Source organism: Ruegeria sp. HKCCD7303, from assembly GCF_013111185.1.
Lineage (GTDB): Bacteria > Pseudomonadota > Alphaproteobacteria > Rhodobacterales > Rhodobacteraceae > Ruegeria.
On record NZ_WVRE01000011.1, the window covers coordinates 1 to 20,516 of the forward strand.

At 57.3% G+C, this 20,516-nt stretch carries 21 protein-coding genes and 1 pseudogene; 16 read left to right on the plus strand and 6 right to left on the minus strand.

The features are described 5' to 3' along the window. Window positions 1-601, minus strand: a pseudogene (locus GS630_RS20205) (integrase); the annotation flags it as partial. Window positions 602-795: 194 nt separating this feature from the next. Between GS630_RS20205 and GS630_RS20210 the strand changes: the two are divergent. Continuing rightward, window positions 796-1,461 carry a hypothetical protein gene (locus GS630_RS20210; RefSeq protein WP_050605729.1) on the plus strand — a complete coding sequence of 222 codons (666 nt, stop codon included), beginning with the start codon at window positions 796-798 and terminating at the stop codon, window positions 1,459-1,461. Window positions 1,462-1,465: 4 nt separating this feature from the next. Here GS630_RS20210 and GS630_RS20215 read toward each other — a convergent pair whose 3' ends face one another. Next, entirely contained in the window at window positions 1,466-2,575 is a 1,110-nt protein-coding gene (locus tag GS630_RS20215) for a transporter (RefSeq protein WP_171712211.1), read from the minus strand. Between the two features lie 236 nt (window positions 2,576-2,811). On the opposite strand from GS630_RS20215, the gene GS630_RS20220 reads away from it, so the two are divergent. From GS630_RS20220 to GS630_RS20240, 5 genes are all read left to right on the plus strand, one after another. Continuing rightward, window positions 2,812-4,806, plus strand: coding sequence for a heme lyase CcmF/NrfE family subunit (locus GS630_RS20220; protein ID WP_170417870.1), 1,995 nt, complete (start codon window positions 2,812-2,814; stop codon window positions 4,804-4,806). 4 nt (window positions 4,807-4,810) lie between these two features. Further along, entirely contained in the window at window positions 4,811-5,380 is a 570-nt protein-coding gene (locus tag GS630_RS20225; RefSeq protein WP_170417873.1) for a DsbE family thiol:disulfide interchange protein, read from the plus strand. Beyond that, window positions 5,377-5,865 (plus strand): cytochrome c-type biogenesis protein, encoded by a 489-nt coding sequence (locus GS630_RS20230; protein WP_170417876.1) that lies wholly within the window; start codon window positions 5,377-5,379, stop codon window positions 5,863-5,865. Before GS630_RS20225 ends, GS630_RS20230 begins: the two co-directional genes overlap by 4 nt. After that, window positions 5,862-7,010, plus strand: a complete 1,149-nt coding sequence (gene ccmI / locus GS630_RS20235) for a c-type cytochrome biogenesis protein CcmI (protein ID WP_170417878.1) — start codon at window positions 5,862-5,864, stop codon at window positions 7,008-7,010. The genes GS630_RS20230 and ccmI overlap by 4 nt, the downstream gene beginning before the upstream one ends. A gap of 114 nt (window positions 7,011-7,124) precedes the next feature. After that, a complete protein-coding gene (locus tag GS630_RS20240) occupies window positions 7,125-7,583 on the plus strand; it encodes an ATPase (RefSeq protein WP_170417881.1) in 459 nt (152 codons plus the stop codon). Between the two features lie 9 nt (window positions 7,584-7,592). Here GS630_RS20240 and GS630_RS20245 read toward each other — a convergent pair whose 3' ends face one another. From GS630_RS20245 to GS630_RS20255, 3 genes are all read right to left on the minus strand, one after another. Next, complete coding sequence (locus tag GS630_RS20245; protein WP_253285959.1) at window positions 7,593-9,719, minus strand: protein-disulfide reductase DsbD; 2,127 nt, start codon at window positions 9,717-9,719, stop codon at window positions 7,593-7,595. A gap of 87 nt (window positions 9,720-9,806) precedes the next feature. Beyond that, window positions 9,807-9,980, minus strand: coding sequence for a hypothetical protein (locus tag GS630_RS20250; protein WP_170417885.1), 174 nt, complete (start codon window positions 9,978-9,980; stop codon window positions 9,807-9,809). Window positions 9,981-10,019: 39 nt separating this feature from the next. Beyond that, window positions 10,020-10,331 (minus strand): DUF2933 domain-containing protein, encoded by a 312-nt coding sequence (locus GS630_RS20255; RefSeq protein WP_255612174.1) that lies wholly within the window; start codon window positions 10,329-10,331, stop codon window positions 10,020-10,022. A 374-nt stretch (window positions 10,332-10,705) separates the two neighbouring features. Here GS630_RS20255 and GS630_RS20260 point away from each other — a divergent pair, with 374 nt between their 5' ends. From GS630_RS20260 to GS630_RS20300, 9 genes are all read left to right on the plus strand, one after another. After that, window positions 10,706-11,359 carry a L,D-transpeptidase gene (locus GS630_RS20260; RefSeq protein ID WP_050605720.1) on the plus strand — a complete coding sequence of 218 codons (654 nt, stop codon included), beginning with the start codon at window positions 10,706-10,708 and terminating at the stop codon, window positions 11,357-11,359. 634 nt (window positions 11,360-11,993) lie between these two features. Further along, on the plus strand, window positions 11,994-12,584 hold the full coding sequence (locus GS630_RS20265; RefSeq protein ID WP_170417888.1) for a L,D-transpeptidase: 591 nt from the start codon (window positions 11,994-11,996) through the stop codon (window positions 12,582-12,584). 67 nt (window positions 12,585-12,651) lie between these two features. Then, complete coding sequence (locus GS630_RS20270; RefSeq protein WP_170417891.1) at window positions 12,652-13,101, plus strand: cytochrome c; 450 nt, start codon at window positions 12,652-12,654, stop codon at window positions 13,099-13,101. 153 nt (window positions 13,102-13,254) lie between these two features. Then, a complete protein-coding gene (locus GS630_RS20275; RefSeq protein ID WP_157054267.1) occupies window positions 13,255-13,437 on the plus strand; it encodes a hypothetical protein in 183 nt (60 codons plus the stop codon). Between the two features lie 60 nt (window positions 13,438-13,497). After that, window positions 13,498-14,067, plus strand: coding sequence for a cytochrome c (locus GS630_RS20280; protein WP_170417895.1), 570 nt, complete (start codon window positions 13,498-13,500; stop codon window positions 14,065-14,067). Window positions 14,068-14,076: 9 nt separating this feature from the next. Further along, the gene (locus GS630_RS20285) at window positions 14,077-14,976 is read left to right on the plus strand and encodes a cytochrome c (protein ID WP_170417899.1); all 900 of its coding nucleotides are present in this window, start codon (window positions 14,077-14,079) and stop codon (window positions 14,974-14,976) included. Between the two features lie 39 nt (window positions 14,977-15,015). Then, window positions 15,016-16,386, plus strand: coding sequence for a multicopper oxidase family protein (locus tag GS630_RS20290; RefSeq protein WP_170417903.1), 1,371 nt, complete (start codon window positions 15,016-15,018; stop codon window positions 16,384-16,386). Further along, window positions 16,386-16,859, plus strand: a complete 474-nt coding sequence (locus GS630_RS20295) for a c-type cytochrome (protein WP_170418019.1) — start codon at window positions 16,386-16,388, stop codon at window positions 16,857-16,859. The genes GS630_RS20290 and GS630_RS20295 overlap by 1 nt, the downstream gene beginning before the upstream one ends. A gap of 37 nt (window positions 16,860-16,896) precedes the next feature. Next, window positions 16,897-17,589: a DsbA family protein gene (locus GS630_RS20300; RefSeq protein WP_170418016.1), complete on the plus strand. Its 693-nt coding sequence runs from the start codon at window positions 16,897-16,899 to the stop codon at window positions 17,587-17,589. 37 nt (window positions 17,590-17,626) lie between these two features. On the opposite strand, the gene GS630_RS20305 is transcribed toward GS630_RS20300, so the two are convergent. Beyond that, window positions 17,627-17,824 (minus strand): heavy-metal-associated domain-containing protein, encoded by a 198-nt coding sequence (locus GS630_RS20305; protein WP_170417905.1) that lies wholly within the window; start codon window positions 17,822-17,824, stop codon window positions 17,627-17,629. Window positions 17,825-17,997: 173 nt separating this feature from the next. On the opposite strand from GS630_RS20305, the gene GS630_RS20310 reads away from it, so the two are divergent. Continuing rightward, complete coding sequence (locus tag GS630_RS20310; protein ID WP_170417908.1) at window positions 17,998-20,508, plus strand: heavy metal translocating P-type ATPase; 2,511 nt, start codon at window positions 17,998-18,000, stop codon at window positions 20,506-20,508. Window positions 20,509-20,516 lie beyond the last annotated feature (8 nt).

Below are 20,516 nucleotides of genomic sequence, written 5' to 3' on the forward strand. Positions count from 1 at the left end.
CCCAACCCAGCATCAAGATGGCGCGGTCGCGGCAATCCCGCCGGGACCCCCGACAAGTGGACAGCAACTGCTCGAGCACATCGCGGGTAATCGGTTGCTGCGATTTTGGGGCAGGGGGCCGGGCGGCGGCGCGGCGCGCCTTGGCACGGGCCTGCTTCACCTGCGGCGCATCAAAAGGGCTGGTCAGGTTCTTCATTCGATGAAAGGCCAGCCAGGAGGCGATGCGCCGGTCCAGCGTAGAAGGGGCCGGGCAGGCGAGGGACTTGCGTAGCCCTTGCGCGATCAACATCTCGGCACTCTGACGCGCGACATCCTCGGGCGCGGCATCTCCCAGATCGCGGGCGTGATCGAGAATGAAGGCCAGCGCTGTGGCCTCGCTCTCGGGCCAGTCCAACGGCACTCCGAACCGTGCTGCCTTCCAGGCCGTTACATAGAGCAAATCGCGCTCATAGGCCCTGAGCGTGTTGGCGGGTGTGCCGCGGACATAGAGATCGGTCAGGGCGTCCTGGTCAGACTGCGACAGGGCAGGGGAGGGGGCGGGGAGATAGGGCTCAGGGGTGCTCATACGGCCCACTCTGCGCCCATTTTCCCGCAAAATCAATTATACTTGATAAGCGATACTTATCGAGTGTAACTTGAAACTGATAGCGCAACAAAAGTAACGAGCAAAAGTAACAGATTTTGCGCGTAAAGTAGGTAGAGGGCTTGCGGAATAATAAAATCGGAGGTTCTGTCGCAGGTCTGTAAACCAATTGGCATCGACATTGCGCTGGAACCGTTGGCAAACTAAATGAAATGAACAGATATTTTGCCACTGAATTGCCTTTCTGGAAGTTTGCCAGAAACACGCTGATCGTCAGTTGCCTTGCGTTGTTTCCGCTGTTGGCCATCTTCGTTTTGCGCACGCCGGGCTTTGCGACGCACCTCCTGAACAGTGGTCCCGCGTTTGTTCGGTTTTTGCGTCAGGTGGTGACGAATGGGTTGCCGGTCGTTTTCCTTTTAAATTATCTCAGCTTTTTTCTTTTCGCCGTTGGGGTAAGGGCGCGGGGCAGGGGGGCCATCCCGGCCCGGTATCTGCTAATTGACCTGCTGCTACGGGCCGTCCTGTTCATCGCGCTGCACGCGCTGATCTACGCGCTTTCGGCAGACTGGTTCGGGTCTTTCGGCGGTGATCCCGTAGTGGCGTTGCGGGTAGTCGGTCCGACGCTGGTACGCTCCGCCTACTTCGAGAACATCTCAGGCGTTTACCTGTACGCCACGCTGGTCGGAGCGCTGCCGCTATACCTATCCGTCGTTCAGAGCCAGATCGCCCACGGTACTGGATTTGCAGCCCAACTGGCACGTCGCGTACCTGGGCGCGGCGGACCTGTGACATTGGCCCTGCTACTGATGGCGGTGTCAGTGGTCGTTCTGACCACCGCGGCGGCGCTGATTGTCCGTTTACAGTCGGTTTGGGGCTGAAGGGTCAGAACGCCCTGCGTATCGCGAAGGAGACTGCGTAATCGCGTTCAAGCTGGGGCCCATCCAGATCTTGATACACAGGGATCACGCCCTCGATACCCAGGCGCGTGCCCGCCAAAACGCCCGACCCCGGCACAAGGTAATTCACTCCGATTCCGATACTCAGAAACTGGCCGCCGCGCAGGGTCGGATCAGCGGTGGGCACCATGCCTGGGTTCAGGCGCGCATCCGACCCGTCAATGTTTTCCACGATGTCGCCGACCACCCGCAACGAGGAGCTGAACTGGTCATTCCAGCGCCGTGCACCCCAAACTGTTGCTGAATAGACGTCACCCAAGGTGTAACCGGCATCATTCTCACCCATCCGGATCACGGCGGCCAGCTGGGCGCCCCAAGACCAATCCGCGTTCTGGCCCGTATAGGTGACGCCCGGCAGCAGGTCGTGGGTGCCTGAACCCAGTTGCATGGGGTAGGGCAGCAGCTGGTCCGGCCCAGCTGGCGTGGTGTCGGTCTCGTCTATCGAGCCAGTCGGCAGACTGAGGCCAAGAGATAGTTCCAGCACCTGCCCGTCGGATTTGTAGATATCATATCCGCCGATGATCTTCAGATCGCCAAACCCCTGTGCCCTGGTCTTAAAGGTCTGGCCCATGCGGGTCTGGTGCTTCATCGTCTTGCGGGTATAGGGCAGCATCGCCATCACCGAGATCTCGTCGGTCACACCGTACATCAGGCCGACCATCGCCATGTTCATGCTCATGCTGAGCGGCGCGATCGGATACTGCGACAGAACGTTCGAGGTAGACAGCGACTGCGTTCCGGTACGATTTCCGTCCATCTCCATGTTCATGTAAGAGAACACAGGCATCAAAACACCCTCGGGTGGATGCATACCGCCAACGACACCCGTTGGCGGCACCGCGTCGGGGCGCATCATCCTGGACATGCTTCCCATACCTGACATGTTGCTGGAGGCTTGCGGGTTCATCGCCACGTTGTCAGCCGGACGGGTTTCCGGTTGGGCCATGGCAGTTGACCCAAGGCTCAGCCCCCCAGCCAGTATTACAGCCTGGAGGCGTTGCCAGACGCACGTAATCTTGCTGTTGCTCCGTGTCATGATGCCCTCGTGTTCGTTTGTTTCCTGAGTCCCTGCCCTGAAAACAAAGTGTTCGGTACGTCCATCGGTGAAGTCGAAATGGTGGGGGTCTCCAGCGCTGGAAGGTCAAGGCCGCCGGCCAGATTTGCGCTCGTCAAGCATGCATCAGCCGAAGGGGGTGCGGCAATAATGCGCTTGACCCTCCAGCGCTGGATTGTCGGACAAGGCCGCAAAACCGGAAATCCGGAGGGATTGGAATGATACCGGAAATCGGGCAGTTCGCCCTGGCGCTTGCCCTGGCCGTGTCCTTGGTGCAAAGCGTATTTCCCTTGATTGGAGCAGCACGGAACAATGTCATGTGGATGCGATCGGCATCTGCGACCTCGGTCCTACTGACAGCGCTGGTTGCTATCGCCTTCGCCGCTCTGATGTGGTCCTTCGTGGTCAGCGATTTCACTGTGCTAAATGTGGCCAGCAATTCTCATTCGCTGAAACCGATGCTTTTCAAGGTGGCTGCGACCTGGGGTAGCCACGAAGGGTCGCTGCTGTTGTGGATTCTGATATTGGTGATTTTCGGGCTGGGTGTGTCTCTGTTGGCTCGGAACATCCCACTGAAACTCAAGGCGCGCACTCTGGCAGTGCAGGCCTGGATCAGCGCGGGGTTCCTGTCATTCATGCTGTTCACCTCGAACCCGTTTGACCGGGTGTTTCCGGCACCGCTGGATGGTCAGGATTTAAATCCGCTGTTGCAGGATGTCGGCCTGGCTATGCACCCGCCGTTCCTATACCTGGGTTACGTCGGCTTCTCTATCGTATTTTCTTTCGCCGTGGCTGCCCTGATTGAGGGGCGGGTCGATCCGGCATGGGCGCGGTGGGTCCGACCCTGGACATTGGCGGCCTGGGTGTTTCTGACACTTGGTATCGTTCTGGGCAGCTGGTGGGCCTATTACGAACTGGGTTGGGGCGGCTGGTGGTTCTGGGATCCGGTCGAGAATGTCTCGTTTATGCCCTGGCTTGCTGGCACAGCGCTGTTCCATTCGGCCATTGTGACCGAAAAGCGCGGCAGCTTCAAAAGTTGGACGATCCTACTGGCCGTTTTGACCTTCTCGTTGTCCTTGTTGGGGACATTCATTGTCCGCTCAGGCTTGCTTACATCGGTCCATGCGTTTTCGGTCGATCCCGAACGCGGCATTTACATCTTGGCGCTGTTGGCTGTCGCGATCGGTGGTTCATTGACGCTGTTTGCCATACGCGCACCGGAGATGGAGGGCGGCGGTCTTTTTGCCCCGATCAGCCGCGAGGCCGGTTTGCTTATTAACAACCTGCTGCTGGCCACCGCAACGGCGACGGTTCTATTCGGTACGCTTTATCCGCTTTTGCTTGAGGCTGTGACAGGTGAAAAGATTTCGGTTGGACCACCTTATTACAACGCCAGTTTCGTGCCGATCATGCTGGTTCTAGTCGTTGTAATGGGGATTGGGCCGCTGTTGTCATGGAAGCGGGCGGATTTGCGCGGTGTTCTGTCCCGGCTCAAATGGGTGGCCGGGGTTAGCCTGCTCGTAGCGTTGCTTGTGTGGTATCTGGATACCGGCGGCCCAGCCTTGGCGGTAGTGTCGATCGGCCTTGCGGTTTGGTTGCTGGGCGCTGTGCTGACAGAGTGGGCCAGCCGAATTAAGCTGGGTGAGGCACCGTTGGCCGAGTCCCTGCGTCGGGCCCGCAGCCTACCGCGTTCTCATTACGGCATGGTCGTGGCCCATGCGGGGTTGGCTGTCTGTATGATCGGCTTTATCGGGTCCAGCGCTTGGAAATCCGAGGTCGTGACTTTTGCCGAGCCCGGAACACAGATTGAGATAGCAGGGTTCGACGTGCGTTTTGACGGTGTGGAACAGCTTCGCGGTCCGAACTATCTGTCTCGCGCGGCCACACTGACGGTATTTCGCGATGGCGCTTATGTCACCACGCTTCAACCCGAGCGCAGGGCCTATCTCGTGGCGGGTACCAGTACGACCGAGTCAGCAATTCGAACGACGTTGGCAGGGGACCTTTACGCCTCAATATCGGAACCGGCGGCGGAATCAGAACAGAGCAAATGGACCCTGCGTATCTTGTATGAGCCATTGGTGGTCTGGATCTGGATAGGTTCAGGATTGTTAGCATTTGGTGGTGTCTTGTCACTCTCCGATCGGCGTCTACGCGTCGGTGCACCACGAAAACGGACTGGGCAGAGCTCCGTTGCGGTGGCGGCGGAGTAGGGCAATGAAACGTCTATTTGCACTGTTCCCAATTACGATTGCCGGCATCCTGGGTGCCTTCCTGCTATGGGGACTGAATCCCGATCGCGATCCAAACGAAATCCCGTCTGTTTTGATCTCGCAGCCGGTGCCTGAGTTCGACTTGCCGCCGGTCGAAGGGCTGGATACCCACGGGCTGTCCAGTACCGATCTGGTGGAAAATGACGGGTCAGCTCCGATCGTGGTCAACGTGTTTGCGTCCTGGTGCGTGCCCTGCCGGGCCGAACATGCGGTGCTGACGCGTATGGTACGCGATGAGGGCATTCGCCTGATGGGCATTAACTACAAAGACAAGCCGCAGGACGCGCGGAAATGGCTCGACGATCTGGGCAACCCTTATGAGCGCATCGGTTCCGACCTGGACGGCCGAGCCGGGATCGAATGGGGGATTTCCGGCGTGCCGGAGACCTTTGTGATTGATGGCGCGGGCAAGGTCGTATTCCGTTTTGTCGGCCCGGTGCTGGGCGACGAGGCAATTTCAAAGATGCGCACCGCGCTGGATCAGGCGCGGGCGGCCGGAGGAGAGGCGTCATGATACGTCGCATTGTAATTACCGCGGTCACTCTGGCGATGCTGGTGTCGCAGCCGGCATTCGCGGTTGAGCCCGACGAGATACTTGCAGATCCGGTATTGGAAGAGCGGGCCCGGGCGATTTCGAAACAGGTGCGATGCGTGGTGTGCCAGAACCAAGACATCGACAGTTCTAACGCTGGCGTGGCGCGCGACCTTCGTCTGCTTGTGCGCGAACGGCTGGTGGCAGGCGACACGGACCAGCAGGTTATGGACTTTCTGGTTGCGCGTTATGGCGACTATGTTCTGTTCAACCCGCCATGGAAGCCATCAACTTACATTCTGTGGGTTGCGCCTATCGTCATCCTGGGGCTGGGTGGTATCGCGACTGCAGCGGTATTGACCCAAAATGCGCGCCGATATCGGAAGTCGCGAAAACAAGAGACGGAACGCGGCGCGAGCGAAGAACGGAATCCCGAAAACCATTCACTCACGGAGCCGCACGCATGATCTGGATTATCTTTTCATTCATGGCCGTGGCGGTGTTTCTGACGCTCGCCCTCTCCGGCCTGGGGCGCAAGACCTCGGACTTGTCGAGACGCGAAAGCGCCTCTGCCATCTTTTCCGACCAGATCGGCGAAGTGGAGAAGGACCTGGAACGAGGAATTATCTCAGCCGAAGAGGCCAAGGCCGCCAGAGCCGAGATAGAACGTCGCCTGAAGGCGATTGACCGGCAATCGGACGACAAAGCGATAATGGGCCATTCCGGGCGTGCGCTGATTTTACTTGCCGCGCTGGTAGTTCCAGCGCTCGGAGCCGGTCTTTATTGGCAACTGGGTAGTCCCTACATCCCCAGCCAGCCATTTGCCCAACGCGAGGGGGAGCAGGCCGAAGCCCGTGAAATCGCCGACCTTGCCGTGCGCCTGAAGTCGCGGCTTGAGGCGGATGAAACCGGCGGGCCAACCGAGGGATGGGTGTTGTTGGCTCAGACCTATATGCGTATGGGACGCTTTGGAGATGCCGCAGACGCGTTCGAGGGGTTGCTGGACCGACCCAATGCGAATTCAGCGCTGGTGTCGCAATATGGCGAGGCGTTGGTCTATGCCGATGACGGTGTCGTTACGCCCAAGGCCGATCGGGCGTTTGAACGAGCCTTGGAACTGGACCCATCGAACCCAGCAGCGACATTCTACAAAGCCATTGGTCTGGAGCAGGCTGGATCGCCTGATAAGGCCTATGACCTACTGAAGACGCGGATGGACGCCGAAGAGGAGTTCCGGCCATGGATGGAGAGTTTTGTGGCCCAGCTTAACCGCATCGCCCCGTCGATCGGACGGGCTCCGGTGAATCTGGCGGCTTTTGCCCCTTCCATGCCCGGCCCAACTGCCGATCAGGTGGCGGCGGCCGAGGAGATGTCAGACGAAGACCGGCAGGCCTTCATCCGCTCGATGGTCGAACGGCTTGCGAGCCGGATGCAGGAAAACCCAGGCGATCTGGACGGCTGGATGCGGCTGGGCAACGCCTATTCGGTGCTGGGCGAGACCGACGGCGCCCGGAACGCCTATGGCAGGGCAAGGGATCTGGCGGATGACCTGCCGCAGGGGGATCCGCGCAAGGTGGCAATCGACCGGGCATTGCTGGAACTGGGGGGTTGATTCCCGCAGCCCGGCGTGGATCGGGCCGGCGCCGACTTCGCGCTGATGCCCAGTGAGCCATCTGGAAAATTCCGGTTTAGGCTATCGCATGCCGATCTTTAGGAGGTTGAGACCATGAAAGTTGAAACGTTTTCTGATCTAATTGTCTGGACGCGGGAAATGCATCATTGGCTCGCCGAATGTTTGGCCCACTGTTCGACACAGTCAGAGCAGGAGCTGGCCAGGATGTTGCTTACCTACCTCGCCGATCATGAGGCTGCTCTGGAGAAAATCGTCGATGGTTTCGTGAAACGAGCCGATCCCAAAGCGCTCAACACCTGGGTATATGACTATTTGGGCAATGAGCCGATCGACCCACATCGCGCCTGCGACAGGCCGTTCGCACAGATGAGCGTCGATGAGATCTGCGAAGCGGTCTTCGATCTTCACAATCAGGTGATCGACTTATATCGGTATTTGCACGGGCGTGCCGAGATACCCGAGGCACGCGAACTCTTTCAGGCGATACTGGATATGGAAGAGCACGAGACCATGCGTTTAGCGCAGCAGAGCAACCGCGTCCGGGATATGTGAACTCCGGGGTCAGGATCCGCTTTCCACGGCTCCGCCCGCAATCGGCGCGGCCTGTTCCATCGCGTCGAGAATGGCGTTCGTGGTCAAGATCTCTGGCAGGGCGATGCCTTCGGGGGCCGACGGGCCGTAGACGATGTTGAAGGGGATCCCGAACCGTCCATTGTCCTCAAGGAAACGGGCGATCACATCGTCGGGGCGGGTCCAGTCGGCCTGCATCGGAATTGCTTTGTCCGATTGCAGTGTTGCCAGAACCTCGCCGCGTTCCAGCACCAGCGCTTTGTTGGCCTTGCAGGTCAGACACCAGTCGGCTGTGACATCGACGAAAACCACCTCGCCGCGCGACACAAGGCGGGCGATTTCGGGGCGGCTGAAGGTAATCCAAGGGATCTCTCCGGCTGGTTCAAGCAGCCTGGACCGGTCTTTGCCGGCAATCGCAACCGGTGCGGCAAACGCTGCGGTCAGCGTCAGCAACAGGGCTGTCCAGCGCAAAACGGGTGGCATCATCGTACTTTTCCAGATCAACAGGACCAGAACAGTTGCAGCCAGCACGGTAGCAGTTGCAGCAGTGTCTCCGGCCACCCCGACCATCACCCAGACCAACCAGCCGATCGTGGTCAGCAGTGCCGCCGACAGGGCCCATTTTAATCCCACCATCCAACGCCCCGGTTTAGGCAGAGCGGCGGTAAGTTTCGGGTGCACTGCAACCAGCAGGTAAGGAATGGCCAGCCCGACCCCCATTGCGGTGAAGATCGCCACGATATCCACCGGTCGGCCGGTCAGGGCAAAGGCCACCGCCGTGCCGAGGAAGGGGGCCGAGCAGGGCGTCGCCAGAACTGCTGAGAAGGCTCCGGTCAGGAAATCCCCGACCAGCGACACGCGGCCCTTTTCGACATGGGCAAGCCGGGTGTTCAGCGACTGCGGCAGCGTGATCTCGAACAAGCCCGCGAGGCTGGTTGCAAAAACCGCCAGCACCACGATCATCACCGCAAGGAAAAGCGGATTCTGGAACTGGATGCCCCAGCCGACGGAATAGCCCAGCGACCGCGCCGCAATGGTGATAGCCGCCAACAGCCACATGAATGTCAGGATTCCGGCTGCCGAAGCCAGGAACCCGGCGCGAATCTGAGCCGCAGAGCGGTCGCGAGCCTTTACCGCCGAGGAAAGCTTGATCGAAAGCACTGGCAGTACGCAGGGCATGACATTCAGAATCAACCCGCCGCCCACCGCCAGCAAAATGATCCAGACCAGCGCGCTGGCTGAAGTTTCGGCGGCCGCGATCTCATATGGTGGCGGGGTAGGGGGAGCGTCGGTACGGGGCGAAAACTCGGCCACGCGGTTGGTGTCGGTAACCGTGACGGACAAGGCGGGGGGGTCCTGTGCCAGAGCGAGGACCGGGAACTGCACCCATAGCTGACGCCTGTCGCCAGCGAGCCGGATGTCGGGTGCACCAAACGCGGTGTCACGTCCCATGTCGGGAAAGACATCAGGCGCATCAAAGGGCAGGTCGCTGGTGAAATTCAGCGTCAGCATCTCGGACTCGGTATCCAGGGTCGCGGCGTCGGACTTCATTCCGCTTGTGTTTCCCGTGGTTGGCACCCGCGACAGAAAGGCATTTATAAGCCGGGCCGAGTCCTGATCCCGACCCGTTCCCTGAGTCAGCGACAAGTCCAGCGAAAACTCGACCGGCACACAGATATCGGAACAGATCAGCGTTGTCACAGCGGCCTTCAAGTCAACTGGCGCTCCGGGGTTCTCGAGTGTGACGGTCAGCGGAAAGACCACTTCGTCCTTGTACCCGAAATTCTCGATCCCGAAGGCGCGAAAACGGATCGGCGCGGGCCAGTGAAACTGTACGTCGCTGACGTTTTGCGAGCCGTTCCAAGTGATCTTGGGCGGAATTCCCACCTCACCAGGCGACTTCCAGTAGGTTTTCCAATCTTCGCCCAGTTTCAGATGCAGTCCTGCAGTGATCGTCTTGACGTCAGGCGCGATCCCGTCCTGCGCGGTAATTATGTGTGCGACCAGGGGCTCTGATTCATACGCTTGGGATGTAGCTGCAAGGCTTGTCCCGGCGGAAGTCTGGCCAAAGATTAACCCCAAGATCATAATACATAAATTTAGGAGTGTTCTTGCCATTGCGCGTTGCCATCGGTTGTTTTGCACCCGTCTCTGCCAGATTCCAGCGCTGGAGGGTCAACGAGCCGGAATGTCACATCCCCACGATCAGCTCACGAAACCTTCGCGCCCGTCTTCGCAGATGAAATAGGCCCCGCCATCCGCGCCCTCCCATTGAACCCGGCAACCTTGGGGCAGGGCGTATTCAGGCTGCGGCGGTTGCAGCGGGCATAGTTTAGGGCGTGGTGCGCAAGCCGCCAGCGAAAGAGCGGCCAGCGACATGGCGGCCAACCTTGAGCACCAAAGCTTCATGATTGAAGATTATTGCCGGTGTACTGGGTTCGGTCCGACCGCGGCGTCTGTTGCCTTTGGTCTTTCCGATTCAGATTTGTTCGAATGACAGGATTTTTCCATCGCCTTGTGCATAAAGAAATGGGCTCCGAGGCACAGGATCAACGGTGCGAAAAGACCCAAGGAGTCAGAAAGCCCACCAACCGTCCCGCCGGCGATCAAGTAGAGAGCGATCGGCGTTATCATGGCAATGCAACATACCATCATGCCCCATTTCATTATCTTGCCGCCGCTAACCGGTACTGACGCCTGCGGCGCGTTTGCAGTCTGTTTTTCTTTCACATTCAACTCCAAAATTTGGATTGGAGACCTCTGCTAACGCCTTCCCACGATGGAAGGTCAAGCTGTTTTGGCGCGAAGCGAATTTGACGCTGTCAAACCAGTCCAGCATTTGCTTGGGCCTTACTTGGTGCATAGACACGGCCGGAACAGGGAAGTTTTTAGGGGTATGAACAGCAGGCATTGTCGTCCCGACGCCTGGTGAAGTTTCAGGTTAAACACGAAGCTGCCTAGGTCACTTTAAGCCTTGAAAACTCGCGGGTGGGTCGAAGCGATATCGAACGAATAATTGAATGGACAAATCTTCCCCCGTCGCGGATTGTCTAATCCCCTGGGTACTAACTCCAGACACCAACCAGCCAATAGGAGCGCTATCAATGCTGACCAGACGACATTTTGTTGCAGCCTCGCTCGCCATTTTCTCTCAGCCGGTTTTTGGAGTGACGTCGGCGGCGGCCTCGCAATGGTCGGAGTGGGATGCGCAAGTAACTCCAGCCAATTTTGATCCCGCAACATCCAATCCCTGGGGTTTACACCCACGTTTCCTGCCTCAGCGTGTGCAAACCAATCGACCACTTACTCCGGGTGACATTCATGTCGACGCGGTGGCACGATATCTGTATTTCATCGAAGACGGTGGCACAGCAATGCGTTACGGCGTAGCCATTGCCCGAGGCAATCTTTACGAGCCCGGAGTCTACACGATCAAGCGAAAGGCCAAATGGCCGCGTTGGACTCCTACAGCCGAAATGATTGAGCGCGACCCTGATGAATATGCGCAATTCGCAGATGGTGTGCCCGGTGGGCCGACAAACCCATTGGGATCAAGGGCGTTTTATCTGTTCGAAGGTGGTCGCGACACATACCTGCGAATTCACGGAACGCCTTATCCAAGATCTATCGGAGGTCGCGCAAGTTCTGGCTGCGTAAGGATGGCGATGCCACATATCATCGGGCTTTATGATCGTGTCAGGCCAGGGTCCACGGCTCATCTCTACCCTCCCGAGCGGCTTCTGACCGCGACCAGCTGACAGGCGCTTGTCAGGCGCGCGTACAGATTGGGCGCCCTTCAATAGTCCTAAGTGGTAGGTAGGTTGTTTCAACTGGCCCAACATAGCGATACCAATAGCAACCGTCCTCAGGCATGATTTTCACTGCGTTCAGGTCCTGGCCCGGAGCAGCAATCTGGGCTACGGCGTCAGGAACTTGGGAAAGCGTTCCGGGCTCGCTATCTGCAGATATTGACGTTGTTTCGGTACAAGCGCCGATGAACAAAAGTGCGGCCAGTGCTTGGAAAGCTTTCCTGAAGGACATGGTGTTTAGTCCACTGTGATTGTCATTTGTAGTGCCTGCTACCCTCGCATCGACGGGTGATCACATCAATTCACCAAGAACTAAGCAATTGTTAGCGTTGCTTTTTTGTGTTCGGTTGATTCAAGAAAGTCAGGTTTTGCTTAAAGCAGCCTGGAGTTACGTCCAAGAAAAATTGCTTTTCCACAATGACTTGATGATTTGGGTCCGCCTTCTAAGGAAATATCCCTGCGCCAACGGCAACGACAATTCAGACGAGACATCCCATATGAAATGTCATTTGCGTGTTGACCTTCCAGCGCAGGAACCGGGCATACGAGTTATTTGAGTCGGAAAAAAAGAATAAACTTTGGGATGGCAGGCATGAAACGGAGCAAAGAAGGAAAGGTTGTTACGCGACGTGGAGTGATTGCCGCGTTTGCTGCGACGACGCTTTTTCCAGCACCGGCCGTTTGGGCCCAATCAACGGCAACTGAGGGGACGCGCCGCAATGTTTCCTCATTCCGCGTTGCTAAATGGCAGGACCACTTTGATACGCTTAAGAATGGTGTGATCCTGTCCGATACACAGTCCAAGGTCCTGCAATATTGGTCGGAAGACGAAAGCGTCTACCGAATGTATCCAACCAGCGTACCGCTGACGGAAGACCTTACAAGGCTGGGCTACACCACAGTTACTCGCAAGGTCGAAGGGCCGTCTTGGCGACCGACACCAGCAATGAAAAAGCGCAACCCCGCTTGGCCCGATTATGTGGGCCCGGGTCCGGAGAATCCTCTGGGGACACATGCACTTTATTTGAGCTGGCAATACTACCGGATCCACGGCACCAACGACACGCGCAAGATCGGGAGAAGATCCTCCAACGGCTGCATTGGCTTGTACAACGAGCAGATTGCGGAATTGTTCGAACTGGCCACTGTGGGCACTCAGGTAAAACTGATCTGACCTTGGTCAGGCCGATTTTTTTTGCGCGCGTTGAACCTAAGAACTGACAATCATGTGAAGAACAGAGATGGATAAACTTACACTCTTGATCGGCGGAGTAGTGATCGCAGGCGCCGCCGCGTTCGTCTACAACTTAAATCAGCAACCAACAGGTCACTCGATGACGCCGCCCGATACGTCAGCACTGGAGCAAGGAGACCCAATCGAAAACGTCACTCTGCCGGACCAGCTAAGCGAATTTGCGGCCGTCGGCAAAGTGGCATTCGACGCCAAATGCTCGGCGTGCCATGGCGCGAATGCAACAGGTCTGGAAGGCCTTGCACCACCTTTGGTGCATAAAATCTATGAACCAAGCCACCATTCGGACGAGTCATTTTATGTGGCAGTCCAGAATGGAGTTCGGGCACACCATTGGAAGTTCGGCAATATGCCGCCGGTCGATGGCTTGACCCGTGCGGATGTGAAGGGCATCGTGGCGTATATCAGAGAGCTGCAGCAGGAAAACGGGATTTTCTGAAGGTGACGAGCCGAATGGGCAGTGCAATTCGTTACATCATACTGTCAATGGTGCTGACCATTGGCGGGCTGCTTGTGACGGCCGATTCTGCTCATGCACATGGCAGTGGTTCTCAGCACGTGATTGACCAAACGGACTCCGCGGACGTTGAGCATGTCAAGCAGGGTCATCCCGGACATTGTCATGGCGGAACGATTTGCAACGCTGTTGGTCTATTTTCGATGGGTCCACCACCGCCTGGCCCCCAAGATACTGAACAAAGATACTCGATCCCTCGAGCCCAATACCGGGTTCTCGGTATCGCGGCGTTTGACCCACCACCGCCGCGTGTCCTGATCTGACCAGTCGAATTGCGCTCAACCTGGGCGCGTCGAAGCAGACGACAAGGACAAAACAATGAACATTCTGAAAATGACCACAGGCGTTGCCCTGGTTTCTCTGTTTGCAGCCGCCGCCCTGGCGCATGGTGGCGCAACCGGCATCGTCAAAGAACGCATGGATGGTATGTCCGCGATGAAGGACAGCATGAAGATCCTTACGCCGATGATGCAGGGGAAAACGCCCTACAATGCGCAAACGGTACGAAGCGAGGCCAAGAAAATCGGGCGTCACGCTGGCGAGAGCATGACAAAGCTGTTTCCAGAGGGATCTGATGGCAAACCCTCGGAGGCCAAATCGGAGATCTGGCAGGATTGGGGTTCATTTGCAGAGTTAGCCAGGCAGTTGGAATCCTACTCTGAAGGCCTTGTGCTTGCGGCGGACAACGGGTTGATGATGTCCGGGTCGGGCCATGGTTCGGGCATGATGGGCGGCGCATCCATGATGGGTGGCGGTTCTATGATGGGTGCCGGAATGATGGGCGGCAGTCCAAACCAGGCACAACTTTCTGAAATGCCGGCAGATGGTGTGTTCATGATGCTGAGCCAGACATGCTCGGCGTGTCACACGCAATTTCGGTCGGAATAGGAATGCGTCATGAGACCGATATTCCGATTGGGCCTTGCTGCCGCCGTAGCGGCGTCAGCGGGACTTGTTGCTGTGATGGCTTGGCCGATTGGCCAGCCCTTACAAGCTCTCGACATTCAGGGTGACGTTAACCGCGGGGCGTATCTGGCAAGGGCAAGTGGTTGTATCGCTTGCCACACAGATTTTGCCAAAGGGGGCGCGGCCTTGGCCGGTGGGGTGGAGTTGGATACCCCGTTCGGCACGCTCTTTTCGCCGAACCTGACCACAGATCCCGATCACGGGATCGGTGATTGGACAATCGAGGAGTTCGCCCGCGCGGTGCGTCAAGGCGTATCACCCGGCGGACAACCCTATTACCCGGCCTTTCCTTATCCATTCTATGCCAATTTCACGGATCAGGACATCGCCGATCTCTGGGCCGCATGGCAAACAGTTCCACCGGTAGCGGAACCGTCAAAAGAACAGGAAATGGCGTTCCCCTTCAATCAGAGATGGGGCCTGAAGCTGTGGCGCGCGGCTTTTCTGGAACCACCCCGCACTGATCCCGTGCCGGGCAATGACGAAGTGTGGAACCGGGGCCGGCTACTGGTCGAAGGTGCCACACATTGTGCGGCCTGCCACACCGGGAGGAACCTGGCTGGCGCAAGAAATTCGGACACGGAACACTTCAAGGGAAGTGACTCTCTGCCGGGCGGTGACAAGGCACCGGCCATCGACTTTGAGACCCTGCAAAAGCGTGGTTGGACGGTAGATGATTTGGCCTACGCGTTGCGCACCGGCGTCATGCCTGATGGCGATGTCTTCGGCGGCGCCATGGGAGAGGTCGTAAACTATGGCACCAGCTTTCTGACAGACGAAGACCGGAAGGCAATGGCGACCTATCTGCTGGATGTGCACGACGGGGGGTAATCGAGTGAGAGATCAAATTTTCTTTGGAGGGAAGTCCTCATGAAGCTCAATCGCAGGCAATTCGTTGCAGGCACGTCGGCACTAATCGCAGTGCCGACTATCGGGAGGGCGGCTACCGCCCCCCGAATAATCGAGGCGCGTTCAGGATTGGCACGTGTTGCCCCCGACAGCTATCCTGAAACCGAGATATGGGGATATGATGGCGGTGTTCCGGGCCCCGAAATTCGTGCCCGGCAGGGCGAAACGGTTCGCCGGACACTCCTGAACTCACTGCCTCAGCCTACGGCAATCCATTGGCATGGACTGCGGGTTCCAAACAACATGGATGGGGTGCCGGGTCTTACACAGGAGGCTGTACCAACAAGCGGCGAGTTTCAGTATGACTTGCCTCTGAAGGATGCAGGAACCTTCTGGTACCACTCTCATAACCAGTCAACGGAACAAGTGGCCAGGGGCCTTTACGGCGCGTTCATCGTCGACGAAATGGACCCGCCGGACACGGATCATGACATTACGATCCTGCTGGATGACTGGAGGTTGGGTCAGGACGCCCAAATCGTCGATGATTTCGGCGCGATGCATGACTGGACGCATGCAGGCCGAATGGGAAACTACGTTCACGCACACATATCGCCCATGACAGAAGTTCTGACAAACCAGCGTTTGCGACTTCGAATGGTCAACGTGGCAACTGATCGGATCATGTATGTCTCAGTAGGTGGCGCAAACGGGAAACTGGTCGCTTATGATGGCATGCCTGTAAGGCAGCCAGAGGATTTTGAAACCCTTGTTTTTGGGCCTGCACAGCGAGCAGACTTAATTGTTGATGTCACAGCGGAATCGAACGAAGCCGTTCAAATAACTCTTCACGAACGCGATGAATCGTTTGTCATTGCTGAAATCCCGGTTTCGGGAAGCGGTGCATCCGCAAACCGCGGTGCAATAGAAGCCCTGCCACCCAACCCTGTTTCCTTTCTCGAAGATGTTTCTGACGCTTTGACAATCCCATTAGTGATGGAAGGCGGGGCGATGGGCGGACTGCGTCAAGGCACTTTTAACGGCCAGGTCATGAGCACCAATGAATTGGTTCAGGAAGGGCAGATCTGGACATTCAACGGTGTCGCCGGGTTACCTGAAAACCCCCTTGCTGCCGTTTCGCGTGGCGACATAGTCCGGATTCAGATGCAGAACGACACCGTCTTTCCGCACGCTATGCACTTGCACGGGACGCACTTTCAGGAAGTTCTGCCAAACGGCAACCTAGGGCCGCTGCGGGACACAATCCTGGTTGACCGGATAGAAAAGCGGGAGATTGCGTTCGTTGCGGATAACCCGGGGGATTGGCTGTTTCATTGCCATATGCTGTCGCATCAGGCCGCTGGTATGAAGACCTGGCTGAGCGTGGCATGATGAACAAGAGTTCGGCGAAATGGGTGTCACTGGCTGCTGTAGTGATCATTGTCGCGGTCGCTGGCTGGGGCCTGAGTGGGCGTGCGCAGAACAGTGCATCAGCGGATTCGGCACGTGGTGCAGTTTTGTACGCCGAAAACTGCGCGTCATGCCACGGGGCAAATTTGGAGGGTCAGCAGGATTGGCAAACACCTGATCCGGATGGCGTCTTGCGGGCGCCCCCGCATGACCGAACCGGGCATACCTGGCATCACGGCGACAAGCTGTTGTTCGACTATACAAAGTTTGGCGGGGACCAAACTTTGAAACAGATGGGTGTCGCTGACGTCAAAAGCGGCATGCCAGGCTTCGGGGACACTCTGTCGGATCAGGATATCTGGGACATCCTCGCCTTCATCAAGGAGAGTTGGCCGGATCGGGAACGCAAGCTGCAAGAGCAACGCACCGAAGCAGAACAAACGGAAGGAAACTGATGTGAAACGAATACTTGCAGGCTTAGTCGCTATCGCCATGTCGATTGGCATTCCTATGGCACGCGCCGACGAGCTGTCTGACTCCGATGTAAAACGGCTGGCTCTCGAAGCCATTTTGGAAAACCCTGAGATCATCATGCAGGCGATTCAATTGCTTCAACAGCGCGAGGATCAGGCAAAAGCCGAAGCAATTGGAAGCGTCTTGGAAAATCAGCGTGAATTGCTGGAACAGGATCCGAATGCGCCTGTAATCGGAAACCCGGAAGGCGATGTAACCGTGGTCGAGTTTTTCGACTATAACTGCCCATATTGCAAACGCGCTGCCCCGGTCGTGAAGAACGTAATCGCGGGCGATTCCGATGTGCGAATTGTTTATCGAGAATGGCCCATACTTGGAGAAGGTTCCGACTTCGCGGCACGCGCTGCGCTGGCCTCACGAAACCAGGGAAAATACGAAGAATTTCATTGGGCGCTTATGGCTCTGAACGGTCGTGCCACTGAGGCCAGTGTACTGAAAGTTGTTCGGGAACTTGGCCTGGACGAGGATCAATTGCGCGCAGATATGGAAGCGCCGGAAGTCGACGCGCATATTCAGATTTCCATGGAATTGGCCCGACAGCTTGGCTTCAGTGGCACTCCTTCGTTTGTGATTGGAGATGCGCTTGCCCCGGGTCTGATCACCGAAGATGAAATGACCCGGTTAATCGTGGCAGTCAGAGACGCAAGATAGAACCAAGGGGGCGACAGCATGTGCGCTCCTAAGTTTATCATGCGATCGTGGCTTCGTATCCCTCGGACTTCAGCGCTGCAAGGATATGATCAAGTGAATTGGTGCTTAAGACACGTACCCTGCGGTTTTCCATGTCAAAGTCCAACTGTGCGGAGGAATCCACCGTGGCAACGGCTTTTTCGATAGCTGACTTGCAGTGCCCGCAGCTCATATCCGGGATATTTAGGGTCGTCATGGATGTTTGCTCCTGTGTTCCGTCGTCCCGGCTAAAGTATTCCAGCACAGGAAGGTCAAGTCGTGATTATTGGATCGTCAAAATTAGTGGCAAAGAAAGTCAGCCCCATCCCTTGACCTTCCACTTGCTGGAACCCTTATGTTTCCCGTCAGCAGAACATTGGTGGTGACAATATGACTGAAATTTCACATGCAAGGTTTCAAGTTCAGGGTATGAGCTGTGCGTCCTGCGTAGGGCGGGTTGAGCGCGCGTTGAAAGATGTGCCAGGGGTAGATGCCGCTTCGGTTAATCTCGCCAGCGAAAGCGTTCAGGTCGATTTCCGCGATCCAGCCGATAAAGCGGCCATTGCTGATGCGTTAAACAGCGCCGGATATCTGGCACGGACGGAAGAGGTAACGCTGGATATTCAGAACATGTCCTGCGCATCGTGCGTGGGGCGCGTTGAACGGGCATTGCAAGCAGATGATGGCGTCTTGTCCGCGTCGGTCAATCTGGCCACCGAAAGTGCAACTGTACGTTATGCTGAGGGAGTCACAACACCCGAAGCCATCGCGGCGCTTGCGGCATCTGCTGGCTATCCGGCGAGCCTGCGATCCGCGACGCAGACCGAACCACAAGACCGCAAAGCCAAAGAGATTCGCCAATTGGCCCGGCGAACAAGCTTTGCCGCCTTGCTCGCTTTGCCGGTCTTTATCCTTGAAATGGGCTCGCATGTTATTCCGGGCATGCACCACCTGATAGCGAGCACGATCGGCATCCAGAACAGCTATTACCTGCAATTCCTTCTAACCACGATCGTTCTTTTTGGGCCAGGTTTGCAGTTCTATACTAAGGGATTCCCTTCCTTGTTCAAAGGCGCGCCGGACATGAATTCTCTGGTGGCTCTGGGCACTTCGGCGGCTTATGGGTTCTCGCTTGTTTCCACCTTTGCGCCGGGTGTTCTTCCCGCCGGAACCGCAAACGTCTACTACGAGGCCGCAGCGGTGATCGTGGTTCTCATATTGCTGGGGAGGTTCCTCGAGGCGCGCGCCAAGGGGCGAACTGGTGAAGCGATCCGAAAACTGGTCGGTCTGCAGGCAAAAACAGCGCGCGTTGAGCGCGACGGATCGGTTGTCGAGCTACCGATCGAGCAGATCGTTGTAGGGGATATTGTGCACGTTCGACCGGGCGAAAAAATCGCGGTGGATGGTGCCGTAGTGACCGGCGCGTCATATGTCGATGAAAGCATGATCACCGGCGAGCCGGTTCCTGCCGAAAAGACCGAGGGCGCAACTGTGGTCGGCGGAACAGTTAATGGCGCGGGCGCATTGACGTACCGGGCTGAAAAGATCGGCGCAGACACTATGTTGGCCCAGATCATTCAAATGGTCGAACAAGCACAGGGTGCCAAGCTTCCGATTCAAGGCTTGGTTGACCGCATCACGCTGTGGTTCGTGCCGGTAGTGATCGCTGTGGCCGTAATGACTGTGCTGGTTTGGATGTTGTTCGGACCCGATCCTGCGCTCAGCTTGGCGTTGGTAGCCGGGGTTGCGGTACTGATCATTGCTTGCCCCTGCGCCATGGGGTTGGCCACACCCACCTCAATCATGGTCGGCACCGGCCGCGCGGCCGAGATGGGTGTCCTGTTTCGAAAGGGCGACGCCTTGCAAATGCTGCAGGAAACCACCGTTGTTGCGGTGGACAAGACGGGGACCTTGACCGAAGGGCGTCCGGAGCTGACCGACCTGATTGTGGCCGAAGGATTGGCCGAGGATGAGGTTCTGCGCCTTGTTGCTGCCGTTGAGGTCACATCCGAACATCCGATCGCCACGGCCATCGTGCGCGCGGCTGAAACCCGTGGTCTGGAGCTTTCGAAGCCAGAAGACTTCACGTCGATCACCGGTTACGGGGTAAGCGCCTCAGTCGAAGGCCATACAATCCTGATCGGGGCCGACCGCCTGATGAGTCGCGAAGGGGTTGAAATGGGCGCGTTGTCTGATCGGGGCGCTGAACTCGCAATCAACGGAAAGACTCCACTTTATGCCTCCGTAGACGGAGTTATCGCAGCCGTCATCGCCGTGGCGGACCCAATCAAGACCACCACGCCAGACGCAATTGAAGCTTTGCACGGACTGGGGCTGAAAGTAGCGATGATTACCGGCGACAATACCGCTACAGCCAAATCCATCGCGGCGCAGCTTGGCATCGATCATGTCGTGGCCGAGGTTCTGCCAGAGGGTAAAGTATCCGCGTTGCAAGATCTGCGCTCAAATGGCGGAAAACTGGCCTTTGTGGGTGATGGCATCAATGATGCCCCCGCTCTGGCGGCGGCTGACGTAGGAATTGCGATCGGGACAGGCACTGACATCGCCATCGAGGCGGCTGACGTCGTTCTGATGTCAGGCGACCTGACAGGCGTGGTCAACGCCTTCGATATTAGTCAGCGCACCATGCGTAACATCCGCCAAAACCTGTTCTGGGCTTTCAGCTACAACACGCTGCTCATACCGGTTGCAGCGGGGGTGCTCTATCCGTTTGGCGGCCCGTTGCTGTCGCCGGTTTTGGCTGCAGGTGCCATGGCGCTGTCCAGTGTATTTGTCCTGACCAACGCGCTGCGGTTGCGCTGGGTTAAGCCGATCAAAGTTGGGCGAGAACAGATCTCGCAGAATGAAGAGCAGGCGCTGCGATCAGCGCCTGCTGAATAGAATAGGAG